The organism is Olleya sp. HaHaR_3_96 (assembly GCF_019278545.1).
Taxonomy (GTDB): Bacteria; Bacteroidota; Bacteroidia; order Flavobacteriales; family Flavobacteriaceae; genus Olleya.
The window spans coordinates 1441400-1460210 of the sequence record NZ_CP058987.1; the positions used below are offsets into that span (position 1 = coordinate 1441400).

The 18811-nt window shown below is 32.2% G+C and carries 15 protein-coding genes; 14 read left to right on the forward strand and 1 reads right to left on the reverse strand.

Annotated elements, in window-relative coordinates:
- Window positions 1-118: 118 nt before the first annotated feature.
- The 13 genes from H0I26_RS06215 (at window position 119) to H0I26_RS06275 (ending at window position 15010) form a co-directional block, all read left to right on the forward strand.
- Complete coding sequence (locus H0I26_RS06215; protein ID WP_218701479.1) at window positions 119-1096, forward strand: polyprenyl synthetase family protein; 978 nt, start codon at window positions 119-121, stop codon at window positions 1094-1096.
- A 106-nt stretch (window positions 1097-1202) separates the two neighbouring features.
- Window positions 1203-3941, forward strand: coding sequence for a gliding motility-associated C-terminal domain-containing protein (locus H0I26_RS06220; protein ID WP_218701480.1), 2739 nt, complete (start codon window positions 1203-1205; stop codon window positions 3939-3941).
- 7 nt (window positions 3942-3948) lie between these two features.
- Window positions 3949-4860 carry a type IX secretion system membrane protein PorP/SprF gene (locus tag H0I26_RS06225; RefSeq protein WP_101016954.1) on the forward strand — a complete coding sequence of 304 codons (912 nt, stop codon included), beginning with the start codon at window positions 3949-3951 and terminating at the stop codon, window positions 4858-4860.
- 1 nt (window position 4861) lies between these two features.
- Complete coding sequence (locus H0I26_RS06230) at window positions 4862-6913, forward strand: OmpA family protein (protein ID WP_218701481.1); 2052 nt, start codon at window positions 4862-4864, stop codon at window positions 6911-6913.
- Between the two features lie 425 nt (window positions 6914-7338).
- Window positions 7339-7899, forward strand: coding sequence for an RNA polymerase sigma factor (locus H0I26_RS06235; protein ID WP_218701482.1), 561 nt, complete (start codon window positions 7339-7341; stop codon window positions 7897-7899).
- Window positions 7886-8629 (forward strand): hypothetical protein, encoded by a 744-nt coding sequence (locus H0I26_RS06240; RefSeq protein WP_218701483.1) that lies wholly within the window; start codon window positions 7886-7888, stop codon window positions 8627-8629. Before H0I26_RS06235 ends, H0I26_RS06240 begins: the two co-directional genes overlap by 14 nt.
- Window positions 8630-8663: 34 nt before the next feature.
- Window positions 8664-9710, forward strand: coding sequence for a hypothetical protein (locus H0I26_RS06245; protein WP_218701484.1), 1047 nt, complete (start codon window positions 8664-8666; stop codon window positions 9708-9710).
- A gap of 423 nt (window positions 9711-10133) precedes the next feature.
- Window positions 10134-11531 carry an arginine decarboxylase gene (locus tag H0I26_RS06250; RefSeq protein ID WP_218701485.1) on the forward strand — a complete coding sequence of 466 codons (1398 nt, stop codon included), beginning with the start codon at window positions 10134-10136 and terminating at the stop codon, window positions 11529-11531.
- Window positions 11521-12459, forward strand: coding sequence for an agmatinase (gene speB, locus H0I26_RS06255; protein WP_218701486.1), 939 nt, complete (start codon window positions 11521-11523; stop codon window positions 12457-12459). The genes H0I26_RS06250 and speB overlap by 11 nt, the downstream gene beginning before the upstream one ends.
- Window positions 12449-13423 carry a deoxyhypusine synthase family protein gene (locus H0I26_RS06260; RefSeq protein ID WP_101016970.1) on the forward strand — a complete coding sequence of 325 codons (975 nt, stop codon included), beginning with the start codon at window positions 12449-12451 and terminating at the stop codon, window positions 13421-13423. The genes speB and H0I26_RS06260 overlap by 11 nt, the downstream gene beginning before the upstream one ends.
- Before the next feature lie 13 nt (window positions 13424-13436).
- Window positions 13437-13763: a hypothetical protein gene (locus H0I26_RS06265; protein ID WP_101016973.1), complete on the forward strand. Its 327-nt coding sequence runs from the start codon at window positions 13437-13439 to the stop codon at window positions 13761-13763.
- 2 nt (window positions 13764-13765) lie between these two features.
- Window positions 13766-14542, forward strand: a complete 777-nt coding sequence (locus H0I26_RS06270) for an RMD1 family protein (RefSeq protein WP_101016975.1) — start codon at window positions 13766-13768, stop codon at window positions 14540-14542.
- A gap of 138 nt (window positions 14543-14680) precedes the next feature.
- Window positions 14681-15010, forward strand: a complete 330-nt coding sequence (locus H0I26_RS06275; protein ID WP_101016977.1) for a hypothetical protein — start codon at window positions 14681-14683, stop codon at window positions 15008-15010.
- Between the two features lie 275 nt (window positions 15011-15285).
- Here the strand turns inward: H0I26_RS06275 and H0I26_RS06280 are convergent, their stop codons facing one another.
- Window positions 15286-16167 carry a hypothetical protein gene (locus H0I26_RS06280; protein WP_218701487.1) on the reverse strand — a complete coding sequence of 294 codons (882 nt, stop codon included), beginning with the start codon at window positions 16165-16167 and terminating at the stop codon, window positions 15286-15288.
- Window positions 16168-16425: 258 nt separating this feature from the next.
- Between H0I26_RS06280 and H0I26_RS06285 the strand changes: the two genes are divergently transcribed.
- Entirely contained in the window at window positions 16426-18807 is a 2382-nt protein-coding gene (locus H0I26_RS06285; RefSeq protein ID WP_218701488.1) for a GAF domain-containing protein, read from the forward strand.
- Window positions 18808-18811 lie beyond the last annotated feature (4 nt).

An 18811-nucleotide genomic window follows, 5' to 3' on the forward strand; every position in this document is an offset into this window, starting at 1 on the left:
TTAAAGGTAATGAAAAAATAATTGTTCTATTTTTATTAGATTAAAAATGCGAATTATTAATATTAAGGTCTATTAGTTTATTCGTATTTTTGAAATCATTAATAATTAGACCTTTCTTTTGAAAATAACAGAACAGATAAAACAACCAATTGCTTTTGAAATGGAACTTTTTGAAAAAAAGTTTCGACTAGCTATGTCATCTAAAGTTGCTTTACTTAATAGAATAACTTACTATATTGTTAATAGAAAAGGGAAACAAATGCGACCGATGTTTGTTTTTCTAGTGGCTAAAATGGTATCAAATGGAGAGGTTAGTGAGCGTACCTATCGTGGTGCTTCTGTTATTGAGTTAATTCATACAGCGACTTTGGTACATGACGATGTGGTTGATGATAGTAATAAACGACGTGGCTTTTTCTCTATAAATGCACTTTGGAAAAATAAAATAGCAGTTTTAATTGGTGATTTTTTATTATCAAAAGGGTTGCTACTATCTATTGATAATAATGATTTTGATTTATTGAAAATTATCTCTATCGCTGTTAGAGAGATGAGTGAAGGTGAATTACTTCAAATTGAAAAAGCTAGAAAGTTAGACATTACGGAGTGCGTTTATTATGAGATTATCAGACAAAAAACAGCGACACTTATAGCGGCGTGTTGTAGTCTTGGAGCGGCATCCGTTAAACCAAATTCAGTTGAGGTCGAGACTATGCGTAAATTTGGAGAGTTTATTGGGATGGCCTTTCAAATTAAAGATGATTTGTTTGATTACGGTACCCAGAGTATTGGAAAACCCACAGGTATAGATATTAAAGAACAAAAAATGACATTACCTTTAATTTATGTGCTTAATAATTGCTCTAAAAAAGATAAGAAGTGGTTAATCAATTCGGTTAAAAATCATAATAAAGACAGAAAAAGGGTTAATCAAGTTATCGATTTTGTAAAGCAAAATGGAGGCCTGGATTATGCTGTTTCGAAAATGAAAACCTTTCAGGAAGAAGCTTTGCTACTATTAAAAGTATTTCCTAAATCAGAATACAAAGACTCACTAGAGTTGATGGTTAATTACGTTATCGAAAGAAAAAAGTAAGTCTTAAGCACCTCGTATATTAGCTTTTATATCAATTAATTAGCTGTTTTATTGCATTTTATAATTTGTATTATTTAACTTGCGCCAAATTTAAATTTAAAGCGTATTGAAAAATATTACTTACCTCGTTTTAGTAATTCTAATGTGTTATACTTCAAAAGTAAACGCGCAATGTAACGAACAGGAGACTGTTGTTATTTGTGATATGACAACTATTGATAATAATAATGATGGGATTCCGGATGGAATAATCAATTTGTATGATCAGTACAATAGTACTACTGGAGGGACTATTTCAGTTGCTACAGGGACTTGGTTTGATCCTGATTTCAACTTTGCCTTAGATGAAGCTACTGGTGATTTGTTTTTATGGGATTTAGATGATTCTTCGGTAGCAATAACAGATTATCAGTTTCAATTAATTGATACTAATTCTGCCTGTCCAGATGGTATTATAGTTACTGTTAATTTAGTTTTAGGGCCTTTTGAAGGTAATCCTTTACCTCCGCAAGGAGTTAATGACGCTAATATCACAATTTGTGAGAGTATATTATCAACTTTTGATTTATTTCAGGTCTTTGAATCACAACCTTCCCCTCATAAAAATGGTATTTGGGAATTTGTAGGTAATTTAGGAGATCCTTCAAATTTTTTAGGATTTGGACCAACACCAAGTAGTTTTAATGCTACTATACCCTACGTGCCTTTTGGTAATTTGATAGAATTTGATGTTTTTGAGTTTACTTATACAGTGCCAGGTATTTCGCCATGTAGTCCAGCTTCCGTTTCAAATATTAAAGTAGAAGTTATTAGAGATGTTTTTTCGGGTAGTGCAACTAACTATTCTATTTGTGAAGATGATATATTAGCGGGACTTTGGGATAATGATATTAATTTAACGGATGATCAGTATTTGAGTGGAGAAGATGTTGAAGGACTTTGGTCTGCAAATAATGATCCAAGTGGTCAAATTTCCAATCCTTTAGATGCCATCATCAATATAAGAGAAATTTATGATTTTTTAAAGGCATCAAACCCTATGTTCTCTTGCGAAACTTTTACTTTTAGTTATACGGTTGAAGCACGATCTTCGTTAACTAATTGTTCTGATAAGACAACAAGTATATCTTTTTCATTTTTCGAAACAATACGGTTTTTCGAACAGGAAGACCCTCCTTTGGAAATCTGTACTGACGATTTTCGTCCATATTCTATAAGTTTATATGATGAATTACTTTTTACAACAGAAAATGGAATAGTGTATGAATACCCTAATTCTATTTATACAAATTGGACATTGATTTCAGGCCCTTCAGATTTAAATATTCAAGAAAATGGAGAAATAATTTTATATGACCACCAGGTTTTAACAACAGAAGGGCTTATAGATATTGAAGGAATTACTAATGACGATGTAGGAACTTATGTGTTTAGCTATAACGTTTCTTCGGATGCGACATGTCTAGGTAGTCCATGCGCAAATCGTAGTGCAGAAGTGACACTTGTTATTCATCCAACCTTATATGCTGGGGAAGATACTATTGATTTAGAATTTTGTGAAACAGATGCTACCATAGCTTCCCCATTAGATTTATTTACGTTATTAACAACTAATGGTGTTGACGATCCTATTTATCAGGGTACTGAAGGGCAGTGGTTAGATAATACAGGGACAGTAGTAATAAACCCTATTACTTTGCCAGATATTGAGGGTAGTCAAACCTTTAATTATGTGTATTCTACGCTTACAGCGGAGGGGTGTTTGGATAGAGCAAATTTATCGTTTACTATTTTTGAAGCCTATAATCCTGGTGAAGATGGAGTTGTTGAGGTCTGTGATACCGATGTGATGTTTGATTTGTTTGATAGTTTAGGAGGTAGCCCAAGTACAATAGGGACTTGGACTGGGCCTAATGGGTATGCAACGACTGGTCACGAAGCGATTTTTGATCCATTACTATCTGAAGGAGGTGTGTATACTTATAGTTTACCAGATAATACAAATACAGGCAATGTTGTATTATGCCCAGGAAGTGAGTCTATGGTTACAGTCACTTTATTTCAAAGCCCAATACTGGGAGAAGGCGGATTGTATGCTGTATGTCAAACTGAATTACAAATTGATTTATTTGATTATTTAGATGCTACAGCGGATAGTAGTGGGAGTTTTATCGATATTGGTGCGACAGGAGCCCTTACAGGGAGTGTTCTTGATGTATCTCAATTAAGTGAAGGCATATATGATTTTAGATATCAAATACAAGGTAACCCTCCATGTGACTTATCAAGTATAATTATTTCTATTTCGGTAATTGAAGTGGAAGCACCTATTATTGAAAATCAAACATTTTGCGCAACAGATGGAGCGTCTATAAGTAATTTAGTAGCCAATAACGGACAAGATTTTAATTGGTATGATAATGCAACAGATATGGTTCCATTAGATGCGGATACAATATTGGTGGATGGCGCTGATTATTTTGTTACAGCAACGGATGTTAATGGTTGCGAATCTTTTCGAGTAGCTATGACAGTCTCGTTATTGCCTTACGGGAATCCAGAGTGTGAGGATTGTATCAGTGATGGTGTATCTGCAAACGGAGACGGTCAAAATGATCAATTTGATTTGTGTAGTCTACCACTGACCTTTCCTAATTTCGAAATTGATATTTTTAATAGGTACGGTACAATTGTTTATAAAGGAAATCAAAACACCCCTTTGTTTGATGGAGAATCAAATGTCGGTATTGGAAAAACACTACCTTCAGGTGTGTATTTTTATGTTTTTGATCCAAAAGATGGTATGACAGATCCTTTTCAAGGTAACTTTTATTTAAGCAGATAATTTTAGAATGAGACAAAAATTACTAATACTATTGATTCTATGTAGTTGGTCTGCATACGCACAGCAAGAGCCTCAGTATACACAATATATGTATAATATGAGTATTGTTAATCCAGCTTATATGCTAAACGAACCTGGTATTATTCAGGTTGGTAGTTTATATAGAACCCAATGGGTGGGGATTGATGGCGCACCAAGAACAGTTAATGCTTTTGCAAACATACCTTTAAACGATAGGATAGAATTAAGTGTGAATTATTTAAACGATAACATTGGTGATAATGTTAATTTAAGTGAAAACCTATTTAATATTGATGCGGCTTATAAGGTTAGTCTTAATGATGGATTAAACCTTTCTTTTGGTTTAAAAGCAGGATTTGAGCATATTAATATTAGTGCAATCGGAAGTAACGTTGCTGGGGATGCTGCCTTTGGTAATAACAATAAAACGGTATTGAATATTGGAGCTGGTGTGTTTTTGTTTAATGATGCGTATTACGCAGGGGTTTCTTCTCCAAATTTAATTCCAGCGAGTTTAGATATTGAAGATGAGACGACGTACACTAACAAGCCTCATGTTTTTTTAATTGGAGGTTATGTTTTTGATGTCGCCGATAATTTAAAATTGAAGCCGTCAACTGTGGTGAAATACACGGGAGGAGCGCCACTAACTTTTGATTTGTCTGTTAACGCGTTATATGACGAGAAATTTGAACTTGGGGTGTCTTACAGGTATCAAGATGCTATTGCTGGCTTAGCAGGGTTTAATATTTCTTCCAATTTAAAAATAGGATATGCCTATGATTTCAATACAAGTAAACTTAATGATTTTAATAGTGGAAGTCATGAGTTTCTTTTGTTGTACAGATTTGATTTACTAGGATTAAGTAAAAAGTATTCATCTCCAAGATTTTACTAAAATGATAAAAAGATTAAGTGTTATTATAGCTCTATTGGTTTTTCAAGTGGGTTTAGCTCAAAAAACAAGAGCTGATCGGTTTTTTGAAAAAGGAGATTATTTAAATGCGGCAAAATATTACGAAGCAGAATTAGGTAAAGAACGTCATAAAAATGCATTACAGAATGTAGCTACTTCATACTACAATACCTTTCAGTATAAAAAAGCGTCTATTTATTTAAAACAACTTGTAAAAGGGCAGTTTGGAGAGAAAGATAAAAGTTACGATAATCAGTTTAATTTTAAATTATATCAAGTCTTATCTGCTTTAGGAGATTATGAAACAGCATTAGATTATTTAAGATTATATAAAGAAAATGAGTCTGTAAGTATTGATAAAGTAGAGTTAATAGATACTATCGAGGCCTTTAAATTAAAGACACCTGATTATACGGTTGAGAAGACACAGTTTAACTCTGAAGCTTCAGATTTTGGAGCAGTACGATTAAGAGATAGTGTTTATTTTGTTTCAGATAGATCGACTAAGCAACTGTTATCAAAAACTTATAAATGGACTCATAAGCCATTTTTAGATATTTACGCCACTAAAGTAAATTATAAAAATGATACGTTAGGATTAGCTAATGCAATAACAAAATCTATAAATTCTAAATTACACGAAGGTAATTTTTGCTTTAGTAACGATGGTAATACTTTATATGTGTCAAGAAGTAATACTGCAGATGGTAAAAAAGAATTTAGCGAAGATAATAACAACAATATCCATATTTATAAAACGATAAAAGTGGATGGTAAGTGGCAAAAATTAGAGAAGTTGCCATTTAATATAAACGGTTTTTCATTTCAACATCCTGCTTTAAGTCCAGACGGTAAACGTCTTTATTTTTCTTCCGATATTGAAGGTGGTTTTGGTAGCTTTGATTTGTACTATGTTACTTTAAACGTTGATGACACAACTAGTGACCCGATAAATTTGGGTAATGTTATTAATACTCAGAATAGAGAACATTTTCCATTTATTTCTCAAAAAGGGAATTTGTTTTTTGCATCAAATGGACATGTTGGTTTAGGATTTCTAGATAATTTTGTTTCTGAAAATAGTGATGGTGAATTTACAGTGCCCGTTAATTTAGGAGCGCCTATTAATTCGCAATATGATGACTTCAATCTTAACTATTACAATGAAAGTGAAGGTTTTTTTGCCTCTAATCGTAATAAATTAGATGATAATATTTTTCAGTTTAAGCAAGTTGGAGAAATTTTTACTAGAGAGTATATCAACACTTTTGAAGTTAGGGATTTTGAAACTAAAGCATATATACCTAATGCTAATGTTGTGTTGTTAGATAAAAAAGAAAATCAAATTTATTCAAACACTTTAGGAGATTCAGCTGTTTTTAATAGTAATTTGTTAGTTGGTAAGTATCAATTTCAAGCAGATAGTGAAGGATATTACTCAGGAAGTATTCTAGTGATTACAAAAGAACAAGAAGATCTAAAGCATGTCCTGTATTTAAAACAAATACCACCACCAGAACCTATCGTTGTAGTTCCTGTGGTTGTACAGCCAATAGATCCTATTGAAGCTGTTATTATAGAAAAGAAAATTGATAAAAAACTTAAAAGTGAAGACCCTAAGCGTTTTGAAATGCTAACCGATCTAGAAGGGCCACCAATTGTTGAAAAAGATGGTAAATTATTCTTTCAGTTAGAACCAATATATTTTGACTTTGGTATGTGGAGTATCACTTCTGATTCAAAATTGGTTTTAGATGAATTAGCTTCTAAATTAGAACGTTATCCAAATATTCATTTGAAAATAAGTGCCCATACAGATAGTCGTGGAACTGTAAGATATAATCAGATTTTGTCAGAGAGACGTGCGGAATCTACCCGTAATTATTTAGCATTAGAGAGTTATATAAATGCACGACGCTTACTGTTTGAAGGTTTTGGAGAATTGTTACCCATAGTACCATGTCCAATGCTAGATTGTACGGAAGACGAACATCAATTGAATAGACGAAGTGAGTTTGAAATTGTCAAGTATTAAATAGAATAGACTTATAGGGGTCTTGAGTTAGTTATTCATTTAATTAATACAAGGACCATATTATATTAGTTTTAAAGGCCTACTGATTTTGTTGTTACTCATGTTATTACTGTTGTTTTAATTTCTAATATTTAATAATTAGGTTCGTTTTGTGTGGTGAGATTAATACTTTATTCGAAGTGTTTGCCCCGTTTTAGTACAGTTGATACTTTTATTTACGTATAGTTTAGTTAATTTTTTTAATAAATTCATTTAGACTAAGGTAAGCCGTACATTCCCCTTATTTGCTGGTGCTACAAAGTGTTCTAATCAGATTGTTAAAAGTATTATTAGCTCTATTTTCTTTCTTTATTTTTTATTGAGGCAACCTTTTGTATAACTTTTGCGTCTTTATAAATAGAAGCGCTAACTAAATAACACTTTTTGTGAAAGTCGTAACCTTATTTAATAACGAAATCAAGCTTATAAAAAAAGCAGCTAAAAATAATCGTGAAGCCCAACACGTATTGTTTGAAATGCATGCGCCTAAAATGTTAAGTGTCTGTCGTTATTATGTGAAAGATTTACAACATGCTGAAGAGGTCATGCTTAATGGATTTTTTAAAGTTTTTACTAATTTAAAATCTTTTAAGGGGGAAGGTAGTTTTGAAGGTTGGATTAGGCGTATCATGGTTAGGGAGTCTATTTCATTTTTACGTCAGAAAAAAACAATTCAATTTGTAGAGGACGATTATCAACATATCGAAATTCAAGACGAAAGCTCTCAGCAATACGATGCCTCACAATTGCAAGAGTTGATAGATAATTTACCAGAAGGTTACAAAATGGTTTTTGTAATGTATGCCATAGAAGGTTATAAGCATGCGGAGATCGCTAAGCTTTTAAATATAAGTGAAGGGACATCAAAATCTCAATTATTTAAAGCACGAAAACTATTACAAAATAATATTAAGATACTTAATACCAAGGAATATGCCACCAAATAAATTTGAAAAGCAATTAAAAGACACTTTGGAGCGTCGTACAATTGCACCAAGTAAAACAACTTGGAGTCAATTAGACACGCTATTAGATCAACGTCAAGATAAACGAAAAGTCTCATTTTGGTGGCTGAGTATTGCTGCAACAGTTGTAGGCGTTTGTTTGACGGTTTTTGTTTTTAGAAATCAATCAAACACTGTTAATGGCCTTGTTGAAGACGTGAAAAATGAAATACATATACCAAGAAAAACACAACCAGTACAACCAGATGTAATTGTAAATAAAGAGGACGCTAAAAGTGATGTAATAAATGAGGAGCAAGAGCAGTATCAAGTAAAAAAGAACAACGTTGTTATTACGACACCTACAAAAATAGCAACTAGAATTAATTTAGCTTCAGGGAATTTAAAACCTATCGCCTTAGAAGATGATGGTAATGCTTTAAATACCGCTTCTAGTAATGTTAATAATAGTGCTATTGCACAATCTCAGTCAGTAGATACAGTAATAGTTAATAATAAAATTTTAACTAATGAGGCAAATTTGCTTTTAGATAAAGCTTATGCCAAAGTTAAGAGAACAAATACAGGGTATAAATCCGAGAAAATAGACGTGAACTCGTTACTAGAGGAGATAGAGATGACATCAGAAAAGTCTCTAAAAAACAGATTGTTTCATGCTGTAAAATCAGGCTATGAGACTTTAAGAACAACAGTAGTAGAACGCGATAATTAAATCAATTAATCATTAAAAAAAAAAACGAACAGTTATGCAGAACATTACAAAACATTTAGTGTACTTGTTTTTATTGTTGGCAGTAAGTCAGCTTAAAGCACAAGAAAAGGATTCAATACCAAGAATAGAATCCATAAAAGAAACAATTACTACCGAAGAGCGTGACGCCTTAAAATTAGAAATTGAAACAATCAATGATCAATTAGAGGAAGATGAAATTACTTTTGAAGAAGCAGAACAATTAAAAAAAGAAGCTGCAGAAAAAAGAGCATTAAATATCGAAAATAGAATAGCTATTGCAGTAAATAGAGTTGAATATTTCAATAGAAATAATGCATTTGAAAATAAAGGAGATAAAAATGTGTTTTCCGTTAAAATAGGAGCTGCGAATAAAGAACTTTTAGGTATCAGAGCTAATCGTACTCCTCCCAAAAAAGACATCCGTACAGGTAACCAAATGCTTTTTGCAATGGGTTTTAATAATACACTAATTGATGGTGTTAGTTTAAGTGATACACCTTATAAATTAGGTGGTTCTGGATTTGTGGAACTAGGATGGCTATGGAAGACTCGAGTATTAAAAGAGTCTAACTTTTTACGTTTTAAATATGGGCTTTCTGTTCAATGGAATAAATTAGATATAAAAAATGGGATGTATTTTGTTCAAGACGGTAACCAAACAACATTGCAGTCTTTTGATGGCGATTTAAAACGTGCCAAGTTTAGAACCACTAGCTTAGTTATTCCTATGCATCTTGAATTTGGCCCATGGAGTAAAAAGGATTATGAAGATGGTCGTGTGCGTTATTTTAATCATAATAAGTTTAAAGTAGGATTGGGAGGTTATGTTGGTGTAAATGGTAATGCAGTACAAAAATTAACTTATAAAGAAAACGGAGATCGTGTAAAGGAAAAAATTAAAAGAAACTTTAATACCAATACATTCACGTATGGTCTTAGTGGGTATATTGGAGTTGGAGATTTAAGTTTATATGCTAAATACGATATAGCACCATTATTTAAAAATCAAGCATTTGATCAAAATAATATTTCTTTAGGTATTAGAGTGGATTTGGATTAGTTTTTACAGTAATTTATATAAAAGCGCTTCTTTTAATTTAATAAAAGAAGTGCTTTTGTTTTTTGTAGCGTTGTAAGTGGTCATGTTATCAGTAGATTAAATAAATTTTATTTTTTTAATAAAAAAGTTTTTAATTCAAAAAAAAGTATTTCATTTGCAGTATAATAGCTGAACACTTTGAACTCTGTTTCTATGTTCGGGCTTTTGAAAATTAGGAAGTCATATTCAAAAGCAGCTTACAGATTAAGCGACCGAATTCTAAAGCTAACTTCCGCTTTCACTACGATATATGCTAGCCAGCATCAGTTTGGCTTTGCACCCACTTACGACCTTAGAATTCAAATTTGATAGTCACTTTGTTATATTTTTTTAATACAATTTTTTAAACTATTTATATTTCAATTTTAACGTTTTAAACCACAAATGAACACAAAGTACATAGACTTAATCAGTCAAACTTTTGATTTTCCTCAACCAGAATTTAAGTTAGAGGACAAGACATTACAATTTCATGATATCGATTTAATGGAGTTAGTGGAAGAGTATGGAGCACCTTTAAAGTTCACATACCTACCACAAATCTCTAATAATATACAACGCGCTAAGACGTGGTTTAGAGATGCTATAAAAAAGCATGACTATAAAGGAAGTTACAACTATTGCTATTGCACAAAAAGCTCGCATTTTAAACATGTTTTAAATGAAGCTTTAAAAAATGATATTCATATTGAAACATCATCAGCTTTTGATATTGATATTGTTGAGAACCTTAAAAAAGAAGGTAAAATAACTGACGAAACATTTATAATCAGTAATGGATTTAAACGTGAGCAGTATATTACTAACATCGCAAGGTTAATTAATAACGGACAAAAAAACTGTATTCCAATTATTGATAACTACGAGGAGATAGATTTACTTTCAGAACAAATTGATGGTAACTTTAAAGTAGGAATAAGAATCGCATCAGAAGAAGAACCTAAGTTTGAGTTTTATACTTCAAGATTAGGGATTGGGTACAAAAATATTATTCCGTTTTATAAAAGTCAAATTAAAGACAATCCAAAAGTAGAGCTTAAAATGCTTCACTTTTTTATCAATACAGGAATTAGAGATAATGCGTATTACTGGAATGAATTATTAAAATGTTTAAAAGTTTATACTAGTTTAAAAAAGGTTTGCCCTAGCTTAGATAGTTTAAATATTGGAGGTGGATTCCCTATTAAAAACTCGTTAGCATTTGATTTTGATTACGAATACATGATTGACGAAATCATCAATCAAATCAAACAAACGTGTGAAGAGGAAGAGGTTGATGTGCCAAACATTTTTACAGAATTTGGAAGTTTTACAGTAGGGGAAAGTGGCGGCGCTATTTACGAAGTGTTGTATCAAAAACAACAAAATGATCGTGAAAAGTGGAACATGATAAACTCTTCTTTTATTACAACGTTACCAGATACTTGGGCGATTAATAAACGTTTTGTAATGCTAGCAATTAACCGTTGGCATGACTCTTATGAGCGTGTTTTACTGGGAGGGTTAACCTGTGATAGTGACGATTATTATAATAGTGAACAGCACATGAACGCTATTTATTTACCAAAATACAACAAAGACAAACCATTGTATATAGGCTTTTTTAATACAGGAGCATATCAAGAAACAATAGGTGGTTTTGGAGGATTACAACACTGTTTAATACCGTCTCCAAAACATATTTTAATAGATAGAGATGAAGATGGAAACATCACAAAAACATTATTTTCCGAACAACAAAAAAGTGAAGACTTACTTAAAATTTTAGGCTATGCAAACTAAAACTTATGCTGGAATTCCAGAAGAATTGGCAAAATTAGAAAAAGCAAAAATCGTGTTAATTCCAGTGCCGTATGATGGTACTAGTACATGGCAAAAAGGGGCAGATAAAGGTCCGGAAGCTTTTTTAGATGCATCAGAAAATATGGAACTTTATGATCTCGAAACTGGTACAGAAGTTTATAATCAAGGGGTGTATTTAGCGGATGCTGTGACTGAAAATAGCTCGCCAGAAGCTATGGTAGATGCAGTACATCGTGTGACTAAAAAATATATTAAAAAAAATAAGTTTGTTACTATTTTTGGAGGAGAACATTCTATATCTATTGGTACAATACGTGCCTTTAACGAGATGTTTCCAAGCTTAACAGTATTACAATTAGATGCGCATGCGGATTTGCGTAAAGAGTATGAAGGTACGACCTGTAACCATGCCTGTGCATTATATGAAGCAAGTCAAACGACTAACTTGATTCAAGTTGGAATACGCTCTATGGATGCGATTGAAACGACGGTAATGGACAAGGAAAAAACATACTTTGCTCATGAGATGGCGCTAGATGATACATGGGTGGATAGTGCAATTGATCAGATGACGGATAATGTATTTATCACAATAGATTTAGATGCCTTTGATCCTTCAATTATGCCAAGCACTGGTACACCGGAGCCAGGTGGTTTATTATGGTACGAAACTTTAGAGTTTTTAAAGCAAGTATTTGAAGAGAAAAACGTAGTTGGATTTGATATTGTTGAATTATGTCCAAATAAAGTGGATAAATCTTCAGACTTTTTAGCTGCTAAATTGTATTATAAAATGCTAAGCTATAAGTTTTTAAATCAAGGCACAGAGGACGATTACGACAACACATACGAGAAAGATACACAAAAAAATAACACTTCTAAATTCAACGAAGACGATGAGTACTAAAGGACCAGTTTCACAATTTATAGAACACCATTACTTACATTTTAACGCAGCAGCTTTAGTAGATGCGGCAAAAGGATACGAAACACAATTAGACAATGGTGCTAAAATGTTAGTCTCTCTTGCTGGTGCTATGAGTACAGCAGAGCTTGGTAAAAGTTTTGCAGAAATGATTCGTCAAGATAAAGTGCATATTATTTCATGTACTGGAGCAAACTTGGAAGAGGATATCATGAATTTGGTAGCGCATTCGCACTACAAGCGTGTGCCTAACTATCGTGATTTAACACCTCAAGAAGAATGGGATTTATTAGAAAAAGGACTTAACCGTGTAACAGATACTTGTATTCCTGAGCACGAAGCGTTTAGACGTTTACAACACCATATTGAAAAAATATGGAAAGATGCTGAGGCTAATGGAGAACGTTTTTTACCACATGAATACATGTACAAAATGTTATTGTCAGGGGTTTTAGAAGAGTATTATGAAATTGATTTAAAAGACTCTTGGATGTATGCTGCAGCAGAAAAAAACTTGCCAATAGTTTGCCCAGGTTGGGAAGACAGTACTATGGGGAATATTTTTGCAAGTTATGTTTTAAAAGGAGAGCTTAAGGCTAGTACCATGAAATCGGGTATCGAGTACATGACGTTTTTAGCAGATTGGTATACTGAAAACTCTCAAAACGGAATCGGGTTTTTTCAAATTGGAGGAGGTATCGCAGGAGATTTTCCAATATGTGTAGTGCCAATGTTATATCAAGATATGGAGCGTACAGACACACCATTTTGGAGCTATTTTTGTCAAATAAGTGACTCTACAACTAGTTATGGATCATATTCTGGAGCTGTACCTAACGAGAAAATTACTTGGGGAAAACTAGATATTGATACACCAAAATTTATTGTGGAGAGTGATGCGACCATAGTTGCTCCACTTATATTTGCATATATATTAGGATTGTAATTGCTTTCGTAAAATGAAAAAACCAGACAATTTGAAACGTGTCATAGTAGACTTTAAAAAACTAACACCTGAAATATTAAAGTTGTTAGTAGAGAGGTATCCTGATGGCTACGACGAAGACCATATTATCGAGTTTAGAAATGCTAAAAACGAGTTGATAGAAGCTGTAGAAGTGACTACGGAAGACACTAAGTATTTAGTCAAGGTTAGTACCAAGTTGGTAAAAACTATGGAGAACTATGACGAAGATGATTACGAAGACTTTGAAGATGATGACGCAGAAGCAGTTCAGGATCCAGAGTCAGAACCAAGCGAAGAGCAAGATCACGACGATTTCTAAGCATGTATACTGTAGTTGCCTATCAGGTAGCTAGTACTATCAATATAAAACAATGTAAACAACAACTGTCTTGGCAGTTGTTGTTTAATGATAGTGACGAGCTGTATTACAAATGCGACGATAATGCGTTTGTGTACATTTTTCAATATGGAATAGTAAGCTTTTTTAATATGACCACTCAGTCTATTAATGAAGTACTGACTAGTATGGAGCCATTCTCCAATAATTATTTATCAGAAAAACTATCTGAAGAGGTTAAGGTGCTTATCCAACCTAATAGTTTAAAAGTAGATTTCAATCATATCGAGTTGCCCGAATTAAACGATGACATGGTTCGTTTGGTGATGCTTAACGTATCACAGAGTGTGGCTTTAGATCGTTACTCTGAGATCACGTATGATCTTTTGGAACAAACTAATAAGCATACGTTGTATTTAGAACAAAAAGGAAAGTTAGATATTTCTGGAAATAAGTTAAAACGATTTATAGGTCGAACTTTGAATATTAAAAACCGAATTTCAGAAAATCTATACATCTTTGATTCGCCTGATAGTACATGGGAAAACGAACAATTAAATCAGCTTAATCAAGATTTAAAACAGACGTTTGACTTAAAAGATAGATACCGATTAATACACGATAGAATAGAAATTATAAAAGAAAACCTTGAGCTTTTTAAAGATATAATGGACCATAAAGAAAGCAGTAGGCTGGAGTGGATCATTATTATTTTAATTGTAATTGAGGTTTTTGATATGTTTCTTACCAAGCTAATGTAATCTAGATAAGAGTTTTATACGTATAAGCTATATACCACGCGTATTGCAATAGGAAACAATACTAAAAGCAGTTTTGGACTTGAGGTGGCAAACTTCCGAAAACACACATAATACAATAACTTTATAAAATTTTTTAAAATGAAAGCAAAATTAATTATTATCGCAATTGCATTTTTAAGCTTAACATCATTTACAGCAACAGAAACTTTAGTAGTTTCAGGTGTTTACAAAGGAGTAGTAGAGTATGATTACGTATTTGCAGTTACAGAAAAAGGTGCTAAACAAAACATGTTATTTCAATATGTATCTGAAGAAGCTTTAGAGTCTTTTGATTTAGAATCGGATGATTATGTTGGAAGTCAATTTACCGTGACTTACGAGAAAACGACAGAAATGAGTGAAGATGAAGAAGGAAACGAAATTGAAATTCAAGTATTAACCATAACAGGGTTAGAGCTTAACGATTAAAAAAAAGTTTAATTATTTAAATAAAAAACCGGAATGTATTCCGGTTTTTTTTGTACTCAAATTAGATGTAATGTATTGTTTTGAATTATGTTTTAGAAGTAGCGAATGTTTAGTAAAGGACGGGAGCTATTAGCTGGAATTTTATTGTTTTTCATAATTTTGACCATTCCATTTTAAGAGGTCATTACATTCAAGCACTAAATCATTTACATTATTTGTTGTTGATTTTAAAACACCTCTTCTTTTTGGAGTGCCAATAAAGTCAGTGTTTAATATTAATTTATTATCAATGCTGTTGTTATGTTAATCTCCTTAGACGAATTTTTGTCTTTTAATTTTGCAATTAATTGACACGGATTATTTATTTTTCCATCCGGAAAGGTGATTTTTGCTATCAGTTGTTTTAAATCAGTTGTATTAACACCCTCATTTTCAAATTTGCTTAATAGATTGGCTTCGGAAAGGATTTTTTCGCCTTTGTTATCTATTATGTCAAGTGAAAAGATTGGAAAAACCTTATCGTTTATCAATTCTAGACCTTCTATGTTTTCAAGGATTAGTATTAATAAATGGTCAGCATTTATAGTGCTTTCAAAAACAGGTTGTTTGAGGGTTTCGTCCCATAAGTATATATTTGAATATACAATTCCGTTGTTTTCTATTGTTAGTAAGTCATTTTGCTTTACTGTAAAGGGTAATTCGTAAGTAAATGTACCATCACCTTTTTTATCCCATATTTGAACATAAGATTTGTATTTCTCGTTGTTTTTATAAGGCAATGCCGTTCGGAAAGAGGAGCGCAGTTGAAGAGGAGTAATATCAGTTCCGTTGTCTGAGTTGCCTAATAAATTAGGTTCAGAATACACGGTGTCTTTATCGTTTTTAATAATGTGCATGGATAATCCAGGATAGGATCTGCTGTCAGATTTAATTAGTCCATTAATATTATTGAAAACAAGGGTTACGTTTTCGCCATAAATAAATTCATTTCGTTTGTCCTCTTTACCATTAATTTCTATATATACAGCATCACAACCAATACCATCGCCTCTAGAGTAGGCTCCAGTTGTTAAATCAGTACTGACGGATTGATTAAATTGACAAGAGCTAAAGGTTGTAATTGCTATTATCAGACTTACTGTTTTTGTTTTTAACATTTTTTTATAATTAAGATCTATGGTGATAGGATTGTTTGATAGCGTTTGAGAACTAAATTTAGTTCAGGCCAAAGGTATTAAAATAATCTAATTTCATTCTTTTTGATCGTAGTAATCGGATCTTTTAGACCACTTATCGGCTTTGTTTTATGTGGTTAAAATAGGTTTGAAAATTATACTTTAAAAAGGGTGTCAACTTGTTAAAAAATTAACGACTAACAGCTATAATGCGTATTTTTGCGTATCTTAAAGAATACAATGATCGATTTAAACGACAATATAAATTTACCTTTTTCGCTACAGATTAGTTTTAATAAATTAATTGAGCGCTATGAGGAGTTAGCTAAAAATGAAGATCCATTTATTGAGGCTAAGGCTAATCGTATATTAAAAATACAGGCGGCCAATCCTATTTTAAAAGAAGGGTTTAGTAAAGTGTCTGTTTTAAAAGAACATGAGAAAGATATTGAGATTTTATTACAGGATTCCTTTAGTGAAATTTTAAGTTTAAACGAGATAAAAACGGCAAGTGTACCTTATCATAATTTCATTTTTAATGCCTCTAAACGGTTTGAAAGTATTATTGAAAGTGCAGGTCCCGATTTTGAATTGGTTATAAAAAATATGCCTGAAAATGACTGGTATATTTTGGGATGTACTATCATCATGAGTTTTTGTTATAATTATAACACCAATTTTAAAAGACCTTTATATTATGAGATTCCAGATGCTAATGGGATTTTAAGAATCTATAAAATCACATATAATGCGGATTTTATGGAAATAATAGCCACAGATAGAGCACCTAAATTAACTCAGGACGATTTTGATCAGTTATTAGATAATTTTGATAATATAGACTTATGGAAAGAAAAATTCCCTCCAAATAGTTATATCTCTAAAGGATTTGTAATTTCTAATATTTTTGATGTTACGGAAGATCAAGCCATATCTAATATTAAAACAACCTTAATAGGAAATAACAAGCGTAAAGACGAAAGCTTTATGGTTGATTTTAAAAAGGTATTTAGATCGTTGTTAAGTATTACTGATTTGGACGTTGGTTTTTCAATATATAACAAAGAAGAGAATACCTTAATGAAGGTACACGATTCTAGTATTAGTAGTTATTTACTAAAAGCTCAGGAAGCGTTTAAATGTGAGAATTTGTTTTGTCATTACAGTTATGAGAAAATTTTAAAGGAGAAAACTAATTTTGCAATATCTGATGTTGATAAAAGTTTTAATTTATCCGAAGGTGCATCACCTCAGGTCTCTGTTTTAAAAGAACAAGGCATTAAGAGTGCTATTTTTGCACCAATAGCAGAAAACGGAGAGTTGTTAGCTGTTTTAGAGTTAGTTTCTAGAACACCAAAAGCTTTAAATAGTATAAATTCTAATAAATTGGCAGACGTGATGCCTTTTATTTTATCTGCAGTAAAGCGTTCTAAAAGAGATGAAGAAAACCTAATTCAAGCTATTATCCAAAGGGAGTGTACCTCGATTCATCCAAGTGTAAAATGGAAGTTTGAGCGTGCGGCTAGACAGTTTATGCAAGAGGAATTTGATGGTGTGTCAAATCCAACGTTTAATAAAATAAGCTTTGAGAAAGTATATCCTTTATTTGGTCAAATAGATGTCAAAGGGTCTTCGGATGCCAGAAATAATGCTACTCAGAAGGATTTGTCTCTGCAACTAAAAATGGTTGAGCGTATTATAAAAACGGTTTATAAAACGGAGAAACTACCTATTTTTGAACAATTATTGTTTCAAATAGGGGCTTATGAAAAAGCGTTAAAATTAGATTTTAAAGTTGATAGTGAACAAAGGGTAACGCAGTTTTTTAAAAATGAAATAGAGCCTCTTTTTAAATTTCAATTAAAATCAAAGACTTATATCAAAGAAGATATTGAAGACTATTTTAGTAAGATCGATGGGGACTTAAATGTTATTTATTACTATCGCAAAAATTATGATGACACTATAAGTTTGATTAATAAAAATATGTCATCATTATTGGATAAAAAACAAATAGAAGCACAAGCGATGTATCCTCACTTTTTTGAGCGGTACAAAACGGATGGGGTGGAGCACAACATGTACATCGGAGAATCCATAACTAAAGAGGATTCTTTTAGTGCTATTTACTTATACAATTTGCGTTTATGGCAATTACAAGTCATGTGTAAAATGGAAAATGTGTTTTATAACAAACAACATGAATACCCTATTGCACTAGACGTGGCATCTATGGTTTTGGTATTTAACCAGCCTTTATCGATAAGGTTTAGAACAGACGAGAAACATTTTGATGTAGACGGAACGTATAATGCCAGATATGAAGTGGTTAAAAAACGTGTGGACAAAGCTAATATAAAAGGCACATCAGAGCGTATAACGGCTAAAGGTAAATTAACAATTGTCTATTCTCAAAAGGAAGACGAAATGGAGTATTTACAATACATTCATTTCTTACAATCTAAGCACCAATTAGGTGATGACGTTGAGATTTTAGAACTAGAAGACTTACAGGGGGTAACGGGTTTAAAAGCGTTACGTGTAAATATACTGTACCAAAATGATTCTAATAAAAAGGAGTTTTATACGTATGATGATCTAATGCAGGCTATTAAAGCGTAATAAC